At 66.1% G+C, this 20,531-nt stretch carries 17 protein-coding genes; 12 read left to right on the top strand and 5 right to left on the bottom strand.

Going from position 1 to position 20,531, the window contains the following annotated elements:
• Window positions 1-107 precede the first annotated feature (107 nt).
• From coaE to E3O60_RS13605, 12 genes are all read left to right on the top strand, one after another.
• On the top strand, window positions 108-752 hold the full coding sequence (gene coaE / locus E3O60_RS13660) for a dephospho-CoA kinase (protein ID WP_088456255.1): 645 nt from the start codon (window positions 108-110) through the stop codon (window positions 750-752).
• A 9-nt stretch (window positions 753-761) separates the two neighbouring features.
• The gene (uvrB, locus tag E3O60_RS13655) at window positions 762-2,825 is read left to right on the top strand and encodes an excinuclease ABC subunit UvrB (protein ID WP_134498396.1); all 2,064 of its coding nucleotides are present in this window, start codon (window positions 762-764) and stop codon (window positions 2,823-2,825) included.
• Window positions 2,826-2,890: 65 nt separating this feature from the next.
• Window positions 2,891-5,758, top strand: coding sequence for an excinuclease ABC subunit UvrA (uvrA, locus tag E3O60_RS13650; protein ID WP_241993277.1), 2,868 nt, complete (start codon window positions 2,891-2,893; stop codon window positions 5,756-5,758).
• A gap of 12 nt (window positions 5,759-5,770) precedes the next feature.
• Window positions 5,771-7,729 carry an excinuclease ABC subunit UvrC gene (uvrC, locus tag E3O60_RS13645; RefSeq protein ID WP_134498394.1) on the top strand — a complete coding sequence of 653 codons (1,959 nt, stop codon included), beginning with the start codon at window positions 5,771-5,773 and terminating at the stop codon, window positions 7,727-7,729.
• A 60-nt stretch (window positions 7,730-7,789) separates the two neighbouring features.
• On the top strand, window positions 7,790-8,665 hold the full coding sequence (gene rapZ / locus E3O60_RS13640; protein ID WP_088456251.1) for an RNase adapter RapZ: 876 nt from the start codon (window positions 7,790-7,792) through the stop codon (window positions 8,663-8,665).
• Window positions 8,666-8,723: 58 nt separating this feature from the next.
• Window positions 8,724-9,704 carry a DNA-binding protein WhiA gene (gene whiA, locus E3O60_RS13635; protein ID WP_088456250.1) on the top strand — a complete coding sequence of 327 codons (981 nt, stop codon included), beginning with the start codon at window positions 8,724-8,726 and terminating at the stop codon, window positions 9,702-9,704.
• Window positions 9,705-9,843: 139 nt separating this feature from the next.
• Window positions 9,844-10,470: a superoxide dismutase gene (locus E3O60_RS13630; RefSeq protein WP_088456249.1), complete on the top strand. Its 627-nt coding sequence runs from the start codon at window positions 9,844-9,846 to the stop codon at window positions 10,468-10,470.
• A gap of 78 nt (window positions 10,471-10,548) precedes the next feature.
• On the top strand, window positions 10,549-11,553 hold the full coding sequence (gap, locus tag E3O60_RS13625) for a type I glyceraldehyde-3-phosphate dehydrogenase (RefSeq protein WP_088456248.1): 1,005 nt from the start codon (window positions 10,549-10,551) through the stop codon (window positions 11,551-11,553).
• A 14-nt stretch (window positions 11,554-11,567) separates the two neighbouring features.
• On the top strand, window positions 11,568-12,782 hold the full coding sequence (gene pgk / locus E3O60_RS13620; protein WP_088456247.1) for a phosphoglycerate kinase: 1,215 nt from the start codon (window positions 11,568-11,570) through the stop codon (window positions 12,780-12,782).
• Complete coding sequence (tpiA, locus tag E3O60_RS13615; RefSeq protein WP_088456246.1) at window positions 12,773-13,564, top strand: triose-phosphate isomerase; 792 nt, start codon at window positions 12,773-12,775, stop codon at window positions 13,562-13,564. The genes pgk and tpiA overlap by 10 nt, the downstream gene beginning before the upstream one ends.
• 115 nt (window positions 13,565-13,679) lie before the next feature.
• Entirely contained in the window at window positions 13,680-13,931 is a 252-nt protein-coding gene (secG, locus tag E3O60_RS13610; RefSeq protein WP_066595498.1) for a preprotein translocase subunit SecG, read from the top strand.
• Between the two features lie 122 nt (window positions 13,932-14,053).
• The gene (locus E3O60_RS13605) at window positions 14,054-14,422 is read left to right on the top strand and encodes an RNA polymerase-binding protein RbpA (RefSeq protein ID WP_066595496.1); all 369 of its coding nucleotides are present in this window, start codon (window positions 14,054-14,056) and stop codon (window positions 14,420-14,422) included.
• A gap of 63 nt (window positions 14,423-14,485) precedes the next feature.
• Here E3O60_RS13605 and pgl read toward each other — a convergent pair whose 3' ends face one another.
• From pgl to tal, 5 genes are read right to left on the bottom strand one after another with little or no spacing between them, the layout of a single operon-like run.
• Window positions 14,486-15,256, bottom strand: coding sequence for a 6-phosphogluconolactonase (gene pgl / locus E3O60_RS13600; protein ID WP_134480030.1), 771 nt, complete (start codon window positions 15,254-15,256; stop codon window positions 14,486-14,488).
• Window positions 15,253-16,212 (bottom strand): glucose-6-phosphate dehydrogenase assembly protein OpcA, encoded by a 960-nt coding sequence (locus tag E3O60_RS13595; RefSeq protein ID WP_088456244.1) that lies wholly within the window; start codon window positions 16,210-16,212, stop codon window positions 15,253-15,255. The genes pgl and E3O60_RS13595 overlap by 4 nt, the downstream gene beginning before the upstream one ends.
• Window positions 16,209-17,750 (bottom strand): glucose-6-phosphate dehydrogenase, encoded by a 1,542-nt coding sequence (zwf, locus tag E3O60_RS13590; RefSeq protein WP_088456243.1) that lies wholly within the window; start codon window positions 17,748-17,750, stop codon window positions 16,209-16,211. Before zwf ends, E3O60_RS13595 begins: the two co-directional genes overlap by 4 nt.
• A 44-nt stretch (window positions 17,751-17,794) precedes the next feature.
• The gene (locus E3O60_RS13585) at window positions 17,795-19,402 is read right to left on the bottom strand and encodes a glucose-6-phosphate isomerase (protein ID WP_088456242.1); all 1,608 of its coding nucleotides are present in this window, start codon (window positions 19,400-19,402) and stop codon (window positions 17,795-17,797) included.
• Window positions 19,399-20,511, bottom strand: coding sequence for a transaldolase (gene tal, locus E3O60_RS13580; protein ID WP_088456241.1), 1,113 nt, complete (start codon window positions 20,509-20,511; stop codon window positions 19,399-19,401). The genes E3O60_RS13585 and tal overlap by 4 nt, the downstream gene beginning before the upstream one ends.
• Between the last annotated feature and the right edge of the window lie 20 nt (window positions 20,512-20,531).

Raw genomic sequence — 20,531 nt, 5'->3', positions numbered from 1 at the left:
TAGCAACTAGCATCACCTGCCCGGCGCATGCCGGGACCAGCACAGGCCGGGCCCTTCGGGGTCCGGCCTGTACCGGTTAAGCAGCGCCCCTCCGTTAGCATGGGGCGGTGTACTTGATTGGGTTGACCGGCGGGATCGCATCGGGCAAGAGCACCGTGGCGAAGCGATTCGCCGAGCACGGAGCCGCGGTGATCGACGCCGATCAGCTCGCCCGGGCGGCCGTGGCGCCGGGCACCGATGCGCTGGCCCATATCGCCGACATCTTCGGCCCCGAAGTCATCGCCGAGGACGGCAGCCTCAACCGCGCCCGCCTGGGCTCGATAGTATTCGGCAACCCCACCGCCCTCAGCGTCCTCAACAACGTGGTCCACCCCGCCGTGCGTGCGCTCTCCAGCGCGGCCATCGCCGCCGCCGAGCGCGCCGACCCTGAGGCCGTCGTCGTCTACGACGTTCCCCTGTTGGTTGAGGCGTCCGTCGGTCACCCCTTCGACCTGATCGTGGTCGTCCACGCCGAAGCAGAGACTCGGGTGCGCCGCATGGTCGAGCTGCGCGGCATGCCGGAAGACGACGCCCGCCGCCGGATCAGCGCCCAGGCCGGCGACGCCGACCGCCTCGCCGTCGCCGACGTCGTGATCGACTCGATGGGCTCCCTCGACGAGACCCTGGCCCAGGTCGACCGGCTGTGGGATTCGAAGCTTCGCGCAAACCACCGGCCCGCCCACTCCGACTCCAGTGTCGGTGGCGCTCCTTAGACTGGAAGCATGGAACCCACCCGCGCCGTTCATCCCTTCGAGGTCGTGAGCGAGTACACGCCCAGCGGCGACCAGCCCGGCGCCATCGCCGAACTCACCGGCCGGATCAACGCCGGTGAAACCGACATCGTGCTGCTCGGCGCCACCGGAACCGGCAAGTCCGCGACGACAGCCTGGCTGATCGAGCAGGTACAACGCCCCACCCTGGTCCTCGCCCACAACAAGACCCTGGCCGCGCAGCTTGTGAACGAGTTCCGCGAACTGATGCCCAACAACGCCGTCGAGTACTTCGTGTCGTACTACGACTACTACCAGCCAGAGGCGTACGTGCCGCAGACCGACACCTTCATCGAGAAGGACTCCTCGATCAACGAGGAAGTCGAACGGCTCCGGCACTCCACCACCAACTCGCTGCTCAGCCGACGCGACGTCATCGTCGTCTCCACGGTGTCCTGCATCTACGGCCTGGGCACCCCCGAGGGTTACCTGGAAGCCATGGTGGCGCTGCAGGTCGGCCAGAAGGTTGACCGGGACTGGCTGATCCGCAAGTTCGTGGCCATGCAGTACCAGCGCAACGACGTCGACTTCTCCCGCGGCCACTTCAGGGTGCGCGGCGACACCATCGAGATCATCCCGATGTACGAAGAACTCGCCATCCGCATCGAGATGTTCGGTGACGAAATCGAGGCGCTCTACAGCCTGCATCCGCTCACCGGCGATGTCGTGCGAAAGCTCGATGCCGTGTCGGTATTCCCCGGTTCCCACTACGTGGCCAGCACCGACGTCATGCAGCGGGCGATGGCGACGATCAAGGAAGAACTGGAGGAACGGCTGGGCCAGTTGGAACGCGAGGGCAAGCTGCTGGAAGCACAACGCCTGCGGATGCGGACCACCTTCGACCTGGAGATGATGGAACAGATCGGATTCTGCTCCGGCATCGAGAACTACTCCCGGCACATCGACGGGAGAAGCGCGGGGGAGCCCGGGCACTGCCTGCTCGATTACTTCCCCGACGACTTCCTTGTGGTCATCGACGAGTCCCATGTGACGGTGCCGCAGATCGGCGCCATGTTCGAGGGCGACTCGTCACGCAAGCGCACCCTGGTCGAGCACGGGTTCCGGTTGCCCAGCGCGCTGGACAACCGCCCGCTCAAGTGGAACGAGTTCAAGGGCCGGGTCGGCCAGACCGTGTACCTCTCCGCCACCCCCGGCAAGTATGAGATGGGCATCGCCGACGGCATCGTCGAGCAGATCATCCGCCCGACCGGTCTGATCGACCCGCAGATCATCGTCAAGCCGTCCGCCGGTCAGATCGATGACCTGCTCGAGCAGATCCGTCTGCGCGTCGAACTCAACGAGCGGGTGCTGGTGACCACCCTGACCAAGAAGATGGCCGAGGAACTCACCGACTTCCTCACCGAGGCCGGCGTTCGGGTGCGGTACCTGCACTCAGACGTCGACACCCTGCGCCGGGTGGAGCTGCTCACCGAGCTGCGCCAGGGCCTGTACGACGTGCTAGTGGGCATCAACCTGCTCCGGGAGGGCCTCGACCTGCCCGAGGTGTCCCTGGTGGCCATCCTCGACGCCGACAAGGAAGGGTTCCTGCGCTCGTCCACCTCGCTGATCCAGACCATCGGTCGCGCCGCGCGCAACGTCTCCGGCGAGGTGCATATGTATGCCGACAGGATGACCGACTCGATGGCCAGGGCCATCGACGAGACCGACCGGCGCCGGGAGAAGCAGGTGGAGTACAACACCCTGCACGGCATCGATCCCACCCCGCTCCGCAAGCGCATCGCCGACATCACCGACGCGCTCTCCCGCGAGGAGGCTGACACCGCCGAGCTGCTGGCCGGCCGTGACGCCCGCCGCCGCAGCCCCACACCGTCGGTGCGCAAGGGCCTCGCGGCCAACGGCGCCAACGACCTCGAATCGATCATCGCCGACCTCAACGCCCAGATGCTCGAGGCCGCCGGCGAACTCAAGTTCGAATTGGCCGGCAGGCTGCGCGACGAAGTGTCCGAGCTCAAGCGGGAGCTTCGTCAGATGGAGAAGGCCGGCCACCTGAGCTAGCGGGTCGGGCGGCACTGCGCTGTCGGTGGCACTGCGGTGTCGGTGGTACTGCATAGACTCGAATGGTGTCAATTTCCAAGGTAGAGCAGGGCTCTCAACTCAGCGTCCGTGGTGCACGCGTGCACAACTTGCACAACGTCAACCTCGACATCCCCCGCGATTCGCTCGTGGTGTTCACAGGTCTCTCCGGGTCGGGCAAATCATCGCTCGCCTTCGATACGATTTTCGCGGAGGGCCAACGGCGGTACGTCGAATCCCTGTCGGCCTATGCGCGCCAGTTCCTCGGGCAGGTCGACAGGCCCGACGTCGACTTCATCGAGGGGCTCAGCCCCGCCGTGTCCATCGACCAGAAATCCACCAACCGCAACCCGCGGTCCACCGTGGGCACCATCACCGAGATCTACGATTACATGCGCCTGCTCTGGGCACGTATCGGGGTGCCGCACTGTGCCGTCTGCGGGGAGATCATCCAGTCGCAGACCGTGCAGCAGATCGCCGATCAGCTCATGGAAATGGAAACCGGCGTGCGGTACCAGATCCTGAGCCCGATCGTGTCGCAGAAAAAGGGCGAGTTCGTCGACCTGTTCAAGGAGCTCGCCGCCGGCGGGTATTCCCGCGCAATGGTCGACGGCGTCCAGATCCAGTTGAACGAACCACCCACGCTGAAGAAGCAGCTCAAGCACGACATCTCCGTGGTCGTCGACCGCCTCGTCGCCGGGCCCGACCTGCTCAGCCGGCTCACCGACTCCCTGGAGACGGCGCTCAAGCTCACCGACGGCCTCGTGCAGGTCAACTTCGTCGACCTCACCGGCGACGAGGCCTGGCAGAGCTATTCAGAAAAGCTCTCCTGCCCGAACAACCACCCCGTGCAGCTCACCGAGATCGAACCGCGCACCTTCTCGTTCAACGCACCGTTCGGTGCCTGCCCCGAATGCTCCGGCCTGGGAACCCGTATGTCCGTCGACGAGGACCTACTTCTCGGCGACCCGGACCTGAGCATCGCTGAGGGTGTCGTACTGCCCTGGACCACCCAGGGCAAGGGACTCTTCCAGTACTACGAGAAGCTCCTGGACGGGCTTGCCCGCGACCTCAAGTTCTCGCTCGACACACCGTGGAAGAAGCTCCCGGCCGAGGTGCGCACCGCTGTCATGCGCGGCGACAACTTCGAGGTCAAGGTCAAATGGAAGAACCGTTACGGCCGGGAGATGAGCTACACCTCCGGTTTCGAAGGTGTTGTGCCCTACATCGAGCGCCAGTTCCTGCAGGCCGAAACCGACACCCAGCGCCAGCGCTGGGGGGAATACCTGCGCGAGGTGGACTGCCCGGTTTGCGACGGCACCCGGCTCAAGCCTGAGGTACTCGCCGTTCTCGTGCACGAGATGAGCATCGCCGATATCTGCCGACTCAGCCTCGCCGATGCCCGGGACTTCATGGACAAGCTCGAACTCACCGAACGCGAGAAGACCATTGCCGCCCAGGTGCTGCGCGAGATCAAGGTGCGACTGGACTTCCTGCTTCGGGTGGGCCTGAACTACCTCAGCCTGGCCCGCGCGGCCGCGACCCTGTCCGGCGGCGAGGCCCAACGCATCCGGCTGGCCACCCAGATCGGTTCGGGACTGACCGGGGTGCTCTACGTCCTCGACGAGCCCAGCATCGGGCTGCACCAGCGCGACAACCGGCGCCTCATCGAGACGCTGGTCGCGCTCCGCGACCTGGGCAACACCCTCATCGTCGTGGAACACGACGAGGACACCATCAAGACCGCTGACTGGGTGGTCGACATCGGACCGGGCGCCGGCGTCAACGGCGGACACGTCGTGCACTCGGGGTCGTACGCTGACCTGCTCACCAACACGAAGTCCCTCACCGCGGACTACCTCTCCGGCCGGAAGTCGATCGCCACCCCGGCGACACGTCGGCCGCTGGACCCCGACCGTGAGATCACCGTGGTGGGTGCCGAGGCGAACAACCTGCGGAAAGTCACGGTCAAGTTCCCGCTGGGCGTCTTCACCGCCGTCACCGGCGTCAGCGGGTCCGGCAAATCATCCCTCGTCAACGACGTGCTGTACAGGGTCCTCGCCAACCGGCTCAACGGCGCCCGGAAGCTGCCCGGCCGGCACACGAAGGTCACCGGCCTCGACCAGCTCGACAAGGTGATCCACGTGGACCAGGCCCCCATCGGACGCACCCCGCGCTCGAACCCGGCCACCTACACCGGCGTGTTCGACAAAATCCGCAACCTGTTCGCCGAGACCATGGAGGCCAAGGCCCGCGGCTACCTGCCCGGCAGGTTCAGCTTCAACGTCAAGGGCGGCCGCTGCGAGGCATGCTCCGGCGACGGCACCATCAAGATCGAGATGAACTTCCTGCCCGACGTGTACGTGGCCTGTGAGGTCTGCGGGGGAGCGCGGTACAACCGCGACACCCTCACCGTGCACTACAAGGGCAAGAACATCGCCGAGGTCCTCGACATGCCGATCAGCGAGGCCGCCGAGTTCTTCGAACCGATCTCGGCGATCCACCGGTTCCTCAAAACCCTCGTCGAGGTGGGGCTCGGGTATGTGCGCCTGGGGCAGAGCGCCACGACCCTCTCCGGCGGTGAGGCGCAGCGGGTCAAGCTGGCCACCGAACTGCAGCGCCGTTCCAACGGGCGCAGCGTGTACGTTCTCGACGAGCCGACCACCGGCCTGCACTTCGAGGACGTACGGAAGCTCCTGCTGGTGCTGAACAGCCTCGTCGACAAGGGCAACACCGTCATCGTCATCGAGCACAACCTCGACGTGATCAAGTCGGCCGACTGGGTCATCGACCTGGGTCCGGAGGGCGGTTCCGGCGGGGGCAAGGTGCTCGCCACCGGAACGCCCGAGCACGTCGCGGCAGTGAAGAAGAGCCACACCGGAACATTCCTGAAGGAGGTCCTCGCCACACGGTAGGCGCAGGAGAACATGTCTGACGCTCTGAGCTATCGCCCCAAGCCCGGGGAGATCCCCACCCAACCCGGTGTCTACAGGTTTCGCGACGCCTCCCGACGGGTGCTGTACGTGGGCAAGGCCAAGAACCTGCGTGCCCGGTTGAGTAACTACTTCGCGCCGCTGAGCAGCCTGCACGAACGCACCCGGCGGATGGTGACGACGGCGGCCAGCGTCGAATGGACGACCGTGGGCACAGAGATCGAGGCGCTGCAGCTCGAGTGGACCTGGATCAACGAATTCGACCCGCCGTTCAACGTGCAGTTCAAGGACGACAAGTCGTACCCGTACCTCGCGGTGACCCTGGCGGACGAGGCACCGCGGGCGCTCGTGACCCGCACGTCCGGCATCAAGGGCGCCCGCTACTTCGGGCCGTACCCCAAGGTGTGGGCCGTGCACGAGACCATCGACCTGATGCTCAAGGCCTTCCCGATCCGCACCTGCAACAACGCCAACTACAAGCGTGCCATGCAGTCGGGCAAGCCCTGCTTCGCCGGCCAGATCGGTCGCTGCTTCGGGCCCTGCTCCGGCAAGGTGGGCATCGAGGAACATCGCAAGATCGTCAACGAATTCGTCAGTTTCATGGGCAGCCAGGATCGCAAGCTCATCAACAGCCTCACGGCCCAGATGAAGGACGCCGCTCTGGCGCAGGACTACGAAACCGCCGCCAGGCGGCGCGACCAGGTGAAGGCGCTCAACGCCGTGCTGGAGAAGAGCGCCGTCGTGCTGCGCGACAACGTCGACATCGACCTGTTCGCGATCGAACAGGACGAGCTCGCCGCGGCCGTTCAGCTGTTCATCGTCCGCGGCGGGCGCATCCGCGGTGTGCGCGGCTGGGTCGTCGACAAGGAACTCGACCTGAGCATCAGTGAACTGATCGACTCGATCATGCAGACCGCGTACACCGGCGACGCCGTGCCGCCCCGGGAAATCGTGCTGCCGGAGCTGCCGGACGACGCCGACGCCCTCGAAGGCTGGCTCGGCGAGATCGCGCACCGCAAGGTGCGGCTCGTCGCGGCCCAGCGCGGCGAGAAGGCCGCCCTGCTGGTCACGGCCACCCAGAACGCCAAGCAGGCGCTGATGCTCTACAAGACCCGGCGCAGCTCCGACTTCGTCGCCAGATCGAAGGCCCTCGAGGACCTCCAGGAGGCACTGGGCATGGAATCCGCCCCGCTCCGGATGGAGTGCTACGACGTGTCGCATCTCGGCGGGACCAACATCGTGGCCTCCATGGTGGTCTTCGAGGACGGGCTGCCGCGGAAGGACGAGTACCGCCGGTTCGGTGTCCCGGAGTCCACCGACGACACCGATTCCCTGTATCGGGTCCTCACCCGGCGGCTGGCCTACCTGGTTCCCGACGACGCCACCCCGGAGGCTCTACCGAAGGGCGGCGTCATCGCGGTGCCGGCCAACCCGCTTGACGGCATGATCGTCGCGGAGGCCTCCGGCGCGGACGAGCCCGCCGCGGACCAGGCGGACCCAACAGCGAAACGAGCGAAATTCCGCTACCAACCGAACCTGCTCATCGTCGACGGCGGGCAACCGCAGGTCGCGGCAGCGGCACGCGCCCTGCGGGAGTCCGGAGTCCAGGGCATCACCCTGTGCGGCATCGCGAAACGGCTGGAGGAAATCTGGCTGCCGGATTCCGAGTACCCGGTGATCCTGCCGCGCAACAGCGACGCCTTGTTCCTCATCCAACGCATCCGCGACGAAGCGCACCGCTTCGCCATCACTCATCAGCGCGCCAGACGCAAGCGGGACATCAACACCATCCTCGGCGAAATTCCCGGCTTGGGCCCCGCCCGCATCAAAGTGCTGTTGGTGCACTTCGGGTCGGTCGCCCGCCTCAGAGAGGCGTCGGTCGACTCGATCGCCGAGATCCGGGGGATCGGACCTGCCCTCGCCGAGGGCATTCACCGGCACCTGCGCGCCTAGAGACGCCCCCCGGTCGGTAGGCTGGACATTCACTAACTTCGACCGAAGGCGTAATCCAGCATGAGCACGGACACCGAAAAGCAGGAAATGCTGATCGTTACCGGCATGTCCGGCGCCGGTCGATCGACCGTCGCCAACGCGCTGGAGGACCTCGGCTGGTACGTGGTCGACAACCTGCCGCCGCAGATGCTGCGCCCACTGGTCGAGCTCGTCGGACGGGCGGGCACCAGCCTGCCCAAGATCGCGGCCGTCGTCGACATCCGTGGCCGGGACTTCTTCGGCGATTTCCAGGAACTCGTCCAGGCGCTCCGCAGCGGCACCCAGGTCCGGGTGATCTTCCTCGAAGCGCGTGACGATGTGCTCGTCCGCCGATTCGAAGCGGTTCGGCGCCCCCACCCGCTACAGGGTGAGGGGACGATCCTGGACGGCATCTCCGCCGAGCGCACCCGGCTGGCCGTCGTGCGGGAATCCTGCGACATCGTCATCGACACGTCGGATCTCAACATCCACCAGCTCGCCACCACGATCACCGAGCGCTTCGCTGCGGAGAACGCGGCCGGGCTGCACCTCACCGTGATGAGTTTCGGGTTCAAGTACGGGTTACCCACCGATGTCGACATGGTCGCCGACGCCCGGTTCCTGCCGAATCCGTTTTGGATCCCCGAACTTCGCTCGCACACCGGCCTCGACCCCGAGGTCAGCGAATACGTGCTCGGCCAGGACGGTGCGCGTGAGTTCATCACCAGCTACGCGGCCGCCGTCCGACCGGTGCTCGCCGGCTACCAGCGCGAGAACAAGCGTCACGCCACCATCGCCATCGGCTGCACCGGAGGCAAGCACCGCTCGGTGGCCATGGCGAGGGAACTCGCCGGCCTGCTCCAAGAATTTCCCGGCGTCGCGGTAAGCCTCAAGCACCGCGACCTCGGACGAGAATAACGACACGGTCTGCCGTCCAACGTGACGGCCGGCCCGAACAACAGAATGGAAATGACGATTGGCACTCACCATCGACGTCAAAGATGAACTATCCCGCGTCGAGGTTTCGAAGACCACGGTTCGCGCGGCCGAACTGGCGACGATCCTGCGTTTCTCCGGCGGTCTGCACATGATCTCCGGTCGAATCGCCATCGAGTCGGAACTCGATACCCCGCTGTTGGCCCGCCGGGTGCGGAAGGACCTCGCCGAACTGTACGGCGTGCGCAGCGACGTGTCTGTGATCACGGCGTCCGGGCTCCGCCGCACCAACCACTACCTCGTGCGGGTGCTCGACGGCGGCGAAACACTGGCCAGGCAGACGGGACTGCTCGACGCCCGCCGCCGCCCCATCCGTGGACTGCCCAACCGTCTGACGACGGGTTCGAAGGAAGAGATCGCCGCGGTCTGGCGTGGTGCGTTCCTCGCGGCCGGCTCGCTGACCGACCCCGGTCGCTCCGCCGCCCTCGAAGTCGTCTGCCCGGGCAACGAGGCCGCCATGGCCATCGTGGGTGCCGCCGGGCGCCTCGGCATCGTCGCGAAGGCCCGCGAGGTACGCGGCGTCCACCGCGTCGTCATCCGTGACGGTGACGCCATCGGCGCGATGCTCGTGCAGATGGGCGCCGCGGAAACCGTGCTCAACTGGGAAGCGCTGCGCCAACGCCGCGAGGTGCGTGCCACGGCCAACCGCCTGGTGAACTTCGACGACGCCAACCTGCGCCGCTCCGCCCAGGCCGCGGTCGCGGCGTGCGCCCGGGTCGACAGGGCGATGGAGATCCTCGGCGACGACATCCCGGAACACCTGCGATATGCGGGGGAGCTGCGCCTGTCCTTCCGGGACTCCAGCCTCGACGAACTCGGCCACCACGCCGACCCGCCCATGACCAAGGACGCGGTGGCCGGCCGGATCCGGCGCCTCCTGGCGATGGCAGACAAGAAGGCCGTCGACCTGGGCATCCCCGGCACCGACGCCAACCTGCCGGCCGATCTCGACGACGTCTGATCACCCCTCTGCTGACGGCCTGCACACCGGTAAGAGGGGACTAACGTCCCCTATTCACCTGAGTAGACTAAAAAGGTCACTTACAGTGCAGATGACGAGAGAAATCGCGTCGCTGCCACACAATGAGGAGATACGAGCTATGGCCGAATACACCCTGCCTGAACTGGCTTACGACTACTCTGCGCTCGCGCCGAGTATCAGCGGCACCATTATGGAACTCCACCACAGCAAGCACCACCAGGCCTACGTGACCGGCGCCAACACCGCCCTCGCCCAGCTGGCGGAGGCTCGCGACTCAGGCAGTCTCGTGTACGTCAACAAGCTCGAGAAGGACCTCGCGTTCAACCTCGGCGGCCACGTCAACCACTCGATCTTCTGGACCAACATGTCCCCGAACGGTGGCGACAAGCCGGTCGGTGAACTCGCCAGCGCAATCGATGACTTCTTCGGTTCCTTTGATAAGTTCCAGGCGCACTTCGCGGCCACCGCGATGGGCGTGCAGGGTTCCGGCTGGTCAGTGCTGGCCTGGGACTCCGTCGGTCAGCGCCTGATCATCCAGCAGTTCTTCGACCAGCAGGCCAACTTCGCGGCCGGCACGGTACCGATCCTCATGCTCGATGTCTGGGAGCACGCCTACTACCTCGACTACCAGAACGTGCGCGCCGACTACGTCAAGGCGTTCTGGAACATCGTCGACTGGGAGAACGTCCAGGCGCGATTCGTCGCCGCTCGCGAGAAGACCAGCGGACTCCTGCTGCTCTCCTAGAGTCTCCCCACTCACACCTTCAGTTCTTTTCCTTCCCACCACCCGGCGCCACACGCGTCATCAATAACAGGAGCTATTTTGTCTGTAAAGATTGGCATTAACGGATTTGGCCGCATTGGCCGCAACTACCTGCGCGCCGCACTGGCCCAGGGCAGCGACATCGAAATTGTCGCCGTCAACGACCTCACCGACACCAAGACCCTGGCGCACCTCCTCAAATACGACTCCATCACGGGCCGTCTGGACGCCACCGTCTCCGTCGAGGGCGACTCCATCCTCGTCAACGGCAAGCCGATCAAGGTTCTCGCCGAGCGCGACCCGGCCAACCTCCCCTGGGGCGCCCTGGGCGTCGACATCGTGATCGAGTCGACCGGTCGCTTCACCAAGGCCGACGATGCGCGCAAGCACATCACCGCCGGTGCCAAGAAGGTCATCGTCTCCGCTCCCGCCACCGGCGACGTTGCGACGATCGTCATGGGCGTCAACGAGGAGACCTACGACTCCGCGAAGTTCGACATCATCTCCAACGCGTCCTGCACCACGAACTGCCTCGCACCGCTGGCCAAGGTCTTCAACGACAACTTCGGCATCAAGAGTGGCCTGATGACCACCATCCACGCGTACACCGCAGACCAGAACCTGCAGGATGGCCCGCACAGCGACCTGCGTCGCGCCCGCGCCGCCGCCGTCAACATCATCCCGACCTCGACCGGCGCCGCCAAGGCCCTGGGCATCGTCCTCCCGGAGCTCGCCGGCAAGCTTGACGGCTTCGCCCTGCGCGTACCCGTGCCCACCGGTTCCATCACCGACCTGACCGTCATCGCCGAGAAGCCGGTCACCGTCGAAGCCATCAAGGCCGCGTACAAGGCAGCAGCAGAGGGCCCCCTCAAGGGCATCCTGATGTACACCGAGGACGAGATCGTCTCCAGCGACATCGTGACCGACCCGCACTCCTCGATCTTCGACGCCGGCCTGCTGCGCGTCCTGGGCGACCAGGTCAAGCTGTCCTCCTGGTACGACAACGAGTGGGGCTACTCCAACCGCATGGTTGACCTCACCGAGTTCGTCGCCGAGCGCATCTAACTAAGGGACACGCAGTGACGCTTCGCACTATCGAATCGCTGGGATCGCTCCACGGCAAGCGCGTCATCGTTCGGTGTGATCTGAACGTTCCGTTGAAGGACGGTCAGATCACCGACGATGGCCGCGTGCGGGCGTCCCTGCCCACCCTCAAGGCTCTGGTCGAGCAGGGTGCCCGTCTGGTGATCGTTTCTCACCTCGGGCGCCCTGACGGCCAGGTCAACCCCAAGTACAGCCTGGCGCCCGTTGCGGCGCGTCTGGCCGAACTGATCGGTTCCCCGGTGGCGTTCGCCACCGACACCGTCGGGGAATCTGCCCAGGCCGCGGTCGCGGCTCTGACAGACGGTGACATCGTCGTACTGGAGAACCTGCGCTTCAACGCGGGCGAAACCAGCAAGGTCGAAACCGAGCGGGTGGCCTTCGCCACCGAGCTCTCGGCGCTCGGCGATGCCCTGGTCTCCGACGGCTTCGGCGTCGTCCACCGCAAGCAGGCCAGCGTCTTCGACCTGGCCCAGATCCTGCCGAGCGCGGCCGGCCTGCTCATCGCAGCAGAGCTCGACGTACTCGACCGCCTCACCGAGAAGCCCGAGGCGCCGTACACGGTGATCCTCGGCGGCTCGAAGGTGTCGGACAAGCTCGGGGTCATCGGCCACCTGCTGCCGCGGGTGAACTCGCTCCTGATCGGCGGCGGCATGCTGTTCACCTTCCTCGCGGCCCAAGGCCACAAGGTCGGCGCCAGCCTGCTCGAGGTCGACCAGATCGAGACCGTTCGCGGATACCTCGCCGAGGCCGACCGTCTCGGTGTGAAGATCGTCCTGCCGACCGACGTCGTCGTCGCCTCCAAGTTCGGGGCAGACGCCGAGTACGTCACCACGCCGGCCGATCAGATCGAGGACACCCCGTTCGGCGCTGCCGGACTGGGCCTGGACATCGGACCCGACACCGCGGCCGCATTCGCTGCAATCATCCGGGTGTCGAAGACCGTGTTCTGGAACGGCCCGATGGGCGTTTTCGAACTGGCACCCTTCGCGGACGGCACCCGCACGGTTGCCGCCGCACTCACCGAGGTCAATGGGCTCAGCGTTGTCGGCGGAGGAGACTCCGCCGCTGCCGTGCGCATCCTCGGTTTCAACGATGACCAGTTCGGTCATATTTCTACCGGCGGTGGCGCCAGCCTCGAGTTCCTCGAGGGTAAGCGACTGCCAGGACTGGAGGTCCTCGGATGGCAGTAAACACGCGTGTTCCCCTGATTGCAGGAAACTGGAAGATGAACCTGGACCACCTCCAGGCCATCGCCTTCGTGCAGAAGCTGGCGTGGAGCCTCAAGGACGCCGGACACGACTTCACCTCCACCGAGGTCGCCGTGTTCCCGCCGTTCACCGACCTGCGCAGCGTGCAGACGCTGGTCGCAGCGGACAAGCTGCCCCTGGCCTACGGCGGACAGGACGTCTCCACTCAGGAGTCCGGTGCGTACACCGGCGAGATCTCGGCGGCCTTCCTGGCCGCGCTTGAATGCCAGTACGTGCTGATCGGCCACTCTGAGCGACGCACCCTGCACAACGAGACCGACGAGGTCGTCGCCGCCAAGGTGACCGCCGCGTTGAAGCACAACCTGGTTCCCATCATCTGCGTCGGCGAAACCGCCGCAGACCTGGAACTGCACGGTCCCAGCGCCGTTCCGGTCGCACAGCTCAAGGCTGCGCTTGCCGGAGTCGACAACGCCGCAGACATCGTCGTGGCGTACGAACCGGTCTGGGCCATCGGCTCCGGCCAGGCGGCAACGCCCGACCAGGCAGAACAGGTTGCGGCCGCGCTGCGGCTGACTCTGGCCGAGGTGCTCGGCCAGGACGTCGCCGACAAGACCCGGATCCTCTACGGGGGTTCCGTCAAGGGCGTCAACATCGCCGGCTTCATGAAGGAACCGAACGTTGACGGAGCACTGGTGGGAGGCGCGAGCCTGGACATCACCGAGTTCTCCAGCATCGTTCGCTTCCAGAAGCACGTCGGACTGTAAAGTGGGCCCGTCGTACCCCCTCCGGGGGGTGCGGCGGGTTTTGTTTGCCGTCAGGCTATAATTGCCAGTGGTCTTGGTGGAGCTCTAGCGCCCATCGTTTTGTGAAAGGTTTCGCGTGGAGATTCTCCAGGTTGTATTGCAGGTTTTGCTCGGCATCACGAGCCTCCTGCTCACCATGCTCATTTTGCTCCACAAGGGGCGCGGTGGGGGTCTATCCGACATGTTCGGCGGTGGGGTCACCTCGAACCTCGGGGCCTCCGGCGTTGCGGAACGTAACCTCAACCGCATCACCATCATCCTGGCCGTACTGTGGATTTCCTGCATCGTCGTGCTGGGCTTGATCACCAAATTCGATACCGGCGCCTAACGACGTCGTAGCGTCGCGGGACCCCACCCGCGACGCCAACCGTATCCGGTCACCCACGGCGGGACCGGAACGCAGCAGTACAACCCGAACACGCCGAACAGTTTTTATAGCGGAGGAACACAATGGCATCTGGTGGAAGCGCAATTCGCGGCTCGCGAGTCGGAGCCGGCCCCATGGGCGAGCAGGACCGTGGTTTTCACGCTGATCGCATCCGCGTCTCCTACTGGGACGCACTCGGCAACGAGACCGTTCGGTACTTCGCCGCCAACCTGCCTGACGAAGAGATCCCCGACACCATCGATTGCCCGTCGTCGGGACTCCCCGCCGGTCGCGACAAAGAGAACCCGCCGTCGGTGGTCAAGCTGGAACCGTACAAGACGCACCTGGCCTACGTGAAGGAACGCCGCACCGAAGAGGAAGCGGAATCCCTCCTGGAGGAGGCTCTCCAGCAGCTTCGGGTGCGTCGCGGGAAGCTCAGCGCCACCAACTAGCTGACACAAGAAAAAGCGCATCGGTTCCGAGGAACCGATGCGCTTTTTCAGTGTCTGACGGGCTCAGTGCGGCTGAGCGATCAGGTTCTCCGGAACCTCCGCGGCGGCCTCGCCGTCGACGAAGAAATCGGTGTAGTGGCGACCGCGGATGCCGGCGACGGGCACCTCGTCACGACTCGCGCCGGCCAGCGCCAGGCCGAGCGCCGACGCCTTGTCGGTGCCGGACACAACGAGCCAGATGCGCTCGGACGAGTTGATCACCCATCGGGTGAGGCTGAGCCGCTCCGAAGGGGGCTTGGGGGAGTTCAGCACCGCGATGACCGTGCGGTCGTTCTCCCGGATACCCTGCATGTGCGGGAAAAGCGACGCGATGTGGCCGTCAGGCCCGACCCCGAGGAAAGTGACGTCGAACTGGGGCACCAAAGAATCCGGTGCCGCCTGGGTCTTGAGCTCGGCCGCGTAACGATCGGCGGCGGCATCCAGGTCCAGGCCCTCATCCGACGCCGGGAACGAGTGCACGTTCGCTGCGGGGATGTCGATATGGTCCAGCAATGCCGCACGCGCCTGTACCTCGTTGCGGTCGGCGTGCGTGCGCGGAACCCAGCGCTCGTCGCCCCACCAGAAGTCGATCTTGGCCCAGTCCACGCTGTCGCGGTCGGGGGAGGCGTTGATGGCTTCGAGCACACCGGTTCCGACGGTTCCGCCGGTCAGGACCACGTGGGCGTGTCCCTGCTCGTGCAGGATGTCGGCCATCTTGGTGATGAATCGGGCGGCGACCGAGTCGATCAGGGCCGACTTGTCGGCGTGTACGAGCACGCGCCTGTCGTGTGTCATGAGTGGTCTCCGGTCGATGTGGTGGGACCCGCCAGTTGGGGCAGGCCGCGGGTGATGACCTCGCCGTACAGTTCGTCGGGGTCGAGGCGGCGCAGCTCGTCGCTCAGGCAGTCGCGCAGGCTGCGGCGCTTGAGGGTCAGGTCCTGCACGGGCTGGCCGGACTGCGTGAGGGTGGCGATGCCGGGGACCTCGCGCTCGAGCGAGATCACCCCGGACGCCCGGGTGAGGTGCACGCCGTGGATGCCGTTCGCGTGCTGGCCCGACGTGAGTTCGTAGTCGACCGGCACCTGCAGCTGCAGCTGCAACCAGGCCGCGAGAAGGGTGGTGGAGGGGGAGTCCAGCGCACCGCTGACGGACACGGCGGTGATGGACTCGTACGGCGGCTGGTCCAACACCGCGGCGAGCTGAGCACGCCACAGGGTCAACCGCGTCCAGGCGAAGTCGGTGTCACCCGGCCGGTAGGTGGAACAGATGCGCGTGAGAGCGGCCTGCGGGTCGGGCTGAGCGGACGCGTCGGTGATTCGCCGGTAGGCGATGCGTCCCAACGGCGACTCGGCGGGCACCGCAGGGGCCTCGCCGGGCCACCACGCCACGACGGGGGCGTCGGGCAGCAGGAGTCCGGTGACGAGGCTCTCCGGGTCGCTGGCGGCGTCACCGTAGGCGCGCAGCACGATGACCTCGCTCGCGCCGGCGTCTCCGCCGACCCGGATCTCGGCGTCCACCCTGGGTTCGTGCGCTGCGGTGCCCTCTGCCTGGGTGGAGAGCACGATGACCCGCATCGGGTGCTCACGTGACGCATCGTTCGCGGCCTCGATGGCATCTTCCTCGTGGCCGAGCTCGGCCGCGATGATGAGGGTGAGCACCCGGCCGAGGGCGACAGCGCCGCCCTCTTCCCTGATGCGCACCAGTGCCTTGGAGATCTTGGCCGTGGTGGTGTCCGGCAGATCGACGATCATGGGCGTCTCCAGTTCCGGCCGTCTCGTGACAGCAGTTCGTCGGCTGATGCGGGCCCCCAGGTTCCGGGTCGGTATTGTTCCGGCTGGCCCTGGGTGGTCCAGAATTCTTCGATCGGGTCGAGAATCTTCCAGGACAACTCGACTTCCTCGTGGCGGGGGAAGAGCGGCGGGTCGCCCAGCAACACGTCCAGGATCAGACGTTCGTAAGCCTCGGGGCTGGCTTCGGTGAACGCGTGACCGTAGCCGAAGTCCATGGTCACGTCGCGCACCTGCATGCCGACACCGGGAACCTTAGAGCCGAACCGGATCGTGACGCCCTCATCGGGCTGGACCCTGATGACCAGGGCGTTCTCGCCCAGTGCGGCCGTCTGGCTCTTCTCGAAGAGGTACTGCGGTGCCCGCTTGAAGACAACGGCGATCTCGGTGACCCGGCGGCCGAGGCGCTTGCCGGCGCGGAGATAGAACGGCACACCCGACCAACGCCGGGTGTCGATCTCGAGGCGCAGAGCGGCGTAGGTTTCGGTCAGCGACTCGGGGTTCATGCCGTCTTCCTCGAGGAACCCGAGGATCTTCTCGCCACCCTGCCAGCCGCCGGCGTACTGGCCACGGGCGGTCCCCGTTGCCAGGTCTTCCGGCAGGCGCACGGAGGCGAGGACTTTTTCTTTCTCGGTGCGCAGGTCGGCGGCGTCGAAGGAGATGGGCTCCTCCATCGCGGTGAGGGCCAACAGCTGCAGGAGGTGGTTCTGGATGACGTCGCGGGCGGCGCCGATTCCGTCGTAGTAGCCGGCACGTCCGCCGACGCCGATGTCTTCGGCCATGGTGATCTGCACGTGGTCGACGTAGTTGGCGTTCCAGATCGGTTCGTACAACTGGTTCGCGAAGCGCAGCGCCAGAATGTTCTGCACCGTCTCCTTGCCCAGGTAGTGGTCGATGCGGAACACCGAATCGGCCGGGAAGACCGACTCGACGACGTCGTTGAGCTCGCGAGCCGTTTTGAGGTCGCTACCGAACGGCTTCTCGATGACGACACGTCGCCATTGACCGTTCTTCTGCTCCGCCAAGCCGGACCTGCGCAGCTGCTCGGTCACCTGGGGGAACGCCTTCGGGGGGATCGACAGGTAGAACGCATGGTTGCCCATGGTTCCCCGCTCGCGGTCGAGCTCCTCAATGGTTTCCTTGAGGAGCTCGAACGCGGCGTCGTCGTCGAAGGTGCCCGGCACGAAGCGGATGCCCTCGGCCAACTGGGCCCAGACATCCTCGTGGAACTCGGTGCGTGCGTACTCCTTGACAGAGTCGTGCACCACCTGCATGAAGTCCTGGTTGTCCCAATCCCGGCGGGCGAACCCGACGAGGGCGAACCCCGGCGGCAAAAGCCCCCGGTTGGCCAGGTCATAGACGGCGGGCATGAGTTTCTTCCGCGACAGGTCTCCTGTAACGCCGAAGATGACGAGGCTGGAGGGCCCCGCGATCCGGTTCAGGCGATAGTCGGAGGGCGAACGCAACGGATTGAACTCCGGGGTGATTTCCACCGGGGACATGCAGCTCCTTCGAGGATTTATGCGGTACGGCGCGAAGACGTGACTTAGCGGAGCGCGTTGAACAGCGTGCTGATGTTCGCGGCCGGGTCGGTCAACGTCAGGGTGAGCACGGGGCGGCCCTTGTCGGCGAGGACGCTGGCGTCGCCACCGGCCTGAGCCTGGATGAGCTCACCGAACGTGAACGGACGGTCAGGGATGTCGAGGTCCTCAGCGGGGGTGCTGAGGATCTGCAGGAACACACCGGTGGGGGTGCCACCCTTGTGGAACTGACCGGTGGAGTGCAGGAACCGGGGTCCCCAGCCGAACGTGACCGGGCGCTTGGACAACGTCGCGAGCAGACCACGCAGCTCGGCGAGCTGGGGGAGCGCCAGACGGTCCACGTAGGCCTGCACGGCGACGTACCCGTCGGGGCCGAGTTCCTCGAGCAGCGCGTCGATGGCGCTGGCCAAGTCGCTCGCGGCACCGATCACGTGGGGCGTGCCGCGAACCTCGATGCCGTCGGAGATGAACGCCGCGGGTTCGGGCTCCGGACGCGAGTCCAGAAGGCCCCGGGTCGCAATCTTGGCGGATTCGACGTCCGGCTGGTCGAACGGGTTGATCCCGAGCAACCGGCCGGCGATGACCGTCGCGTATTCCCAGACCAGGAACTGCGCGCCGAGGGTTCCGCTGACGCGGATCTCGTCTGCACCGTCGTGGTCGACGAAGACCTCGTCACCGGCATCCGCCACAACGCGCACGATCTGCACGTCGGGCAGCGCCGCGGTGAGCTCCGGTGCGTCAAGATCGAGCACGACGGGCAGGATGCCGGTACCGATCTTGCCGGTCGACTCGGCGATGAGCTGTTCGGCCCAGTCGGCGAAACCCACGATGTGGGTGCCGTCGGCAACGATGGCCAGCTTGTCCCGGCGGGGACTGGTCGAGGCGATGGCCGCACCGAGGATCAGCCCGGGGTTGTCCACGGAGTCGACCGCCAGCGCCAACGAGACCGCTTCGGCCTCGTCGAGCAGCTGTCCGATGTCGACGCCGGCCAGACCGGACGGCACCAGGCCGAACGCGGTCAGCGCCGAGAAACGACCGCCGACCGTCGGGTCGGCGTTGAAAACGCGGTAGCCGGCCTCGGTCGCGGACGCCTCGAGAGGCGAGCCGGGATCGGTGACCACGATGATGCGGTCAACGGGGTCGATACCGAGGTCCCGGAATGCGCGTTCGAAGACACGGCGCTGGCTGTCGGTCTCGACGGTCCCGCCCGACTTGGATGACACCACGAGGGCGGTCGACTCCAGTCGGTCGTTGAGGGCCGCGAGCACCTGGCCGGGGTCGGTGGCGTCGAGCACGGTCAGGTCCACGCCGGTGGTGAGCGTGATGACCTCTGGTGCGAGCGACGAACCGCCCATGCCGGCCAGCGCGATGTGGCTGACACCCTTGGCGTGCAGTTCCTCGCGCAGAGCGAGGATCTCGGCGACGAGGGGACGCGAGGTCACGACGGACTCGGTCCAACCGAGCCGCTTGCCGGCTTCTTCTTCGGCCTCCGGGCCCCACAGGGCGGGGTCCAGCGACGTGATGCCGGAGGCGACGAGGTCGGCCACGAGGGTCGGCACCACGGTGCGCACGGCCTCAGCGGCCGCGCCGCTCACCGAGATGTGGAAGCTCACTTGGCGGCCTCGAGTGCTGCAGTGACGGTGTCCAGCAGTTCGTTCCAGGAGATGATGAACTTCGAGACGCCTTCCTCTTCGAGGACGCGGGTCACGTCGTCGTAGGAGACACCCTGCGCGGCGATGGCGTCCAGGACAGCGTTGGCTGCCTCGTAGGCGCCGGTGACGGCGCCTTCGACGATGACACCGTGGTCGAAGGTGGCCTCGAGGGTCTTCTCCGGCATGGTGTTGACGACCTCGGGGGCGACCAGTTCGGTCACGTAGAGGGTGTCGGGCAGGTCGGCCGACTTGACGCCGGTGGATGCCCAGAGCGGACGCTGCTTGTTGGCGCCGGCCGCGAGGAGCCCGGAGGCACGCTCGGTCGTGAAGGACTGCTCGAAGACCTGGTAGGCCAGCTGGGCGTTGGCGACGCCGGCCTTGCTCTGCAGGGCGAGGGCCTCATCGGTGCCGACGGCCGCGAGGCGCTTGTCGATCTCGGTGTCGACACGCGACACGAAGAAGGACGCCACGGAGTGGATCGTCGACAGGTCGATGCCGGCAGCCTTGGCCTTCTCCAGGCCGCTGAGGTACGCGTTGATGACAGCGCGGTACCGCTCGAGGCTGAAGATCAGGGTGACGTTGACGCTGATGCCCAGGGCAATGGTCTCGGTGATCGCCTCGAGGCCCTCGACGGTCGCGGGGATCTTGATCATCGCGTTCGGACGATTGACCTTGTTCCAGAGCTGCTGAGCCTGGGCGAGGGTCTTCTCGGCATCGTGGGCGAAGCCGGGCTCGACCTCGATCGAGACGCGGCCGTCGAAGCCCTTGGTGGCGTCGTAGATCGGTCGGAAGATGTCGCAGGCTGCGGCGACGTCATCCGTGGTGATCTCGAACACGGCGTCGGTGACGGTGGTGCCGGCGGCGGCCAGCGTGGCCACCTGGGAGGCGTACGCCTCGCCCTTGCTCAGCGCGCCGGCGAAGATCGTCGGATTGGTGGTGACGCCGACGACGTTCTTTTCGGCGATGAGCGTCTTCAGTCCGCCGGACTGGATGCGCTGGCGGGACAGGTCGTCCAGCCAGATGCTGACGCCGGCGGCCGAGAGTGCGGCGGTGGGGGTGGTTTCAGTCATGAAAATCAAATCTCCTTGAA

This window comes from Cryobacterium sp. TMB1-7 (assembly GCF_004402435.1).
Taxonomy (GTDB): domain Bacteria; phylum Actinomycetota; class Actinomycetes; order Actinomycetales; family Microbacteriaceae; genus Cryobacterium; species Cryobacterium zongtaii.
Note: the sequence above shows the minus strand (reverse complement) of the source record. Positions and strands in the feature narration are given on the sequence as shown.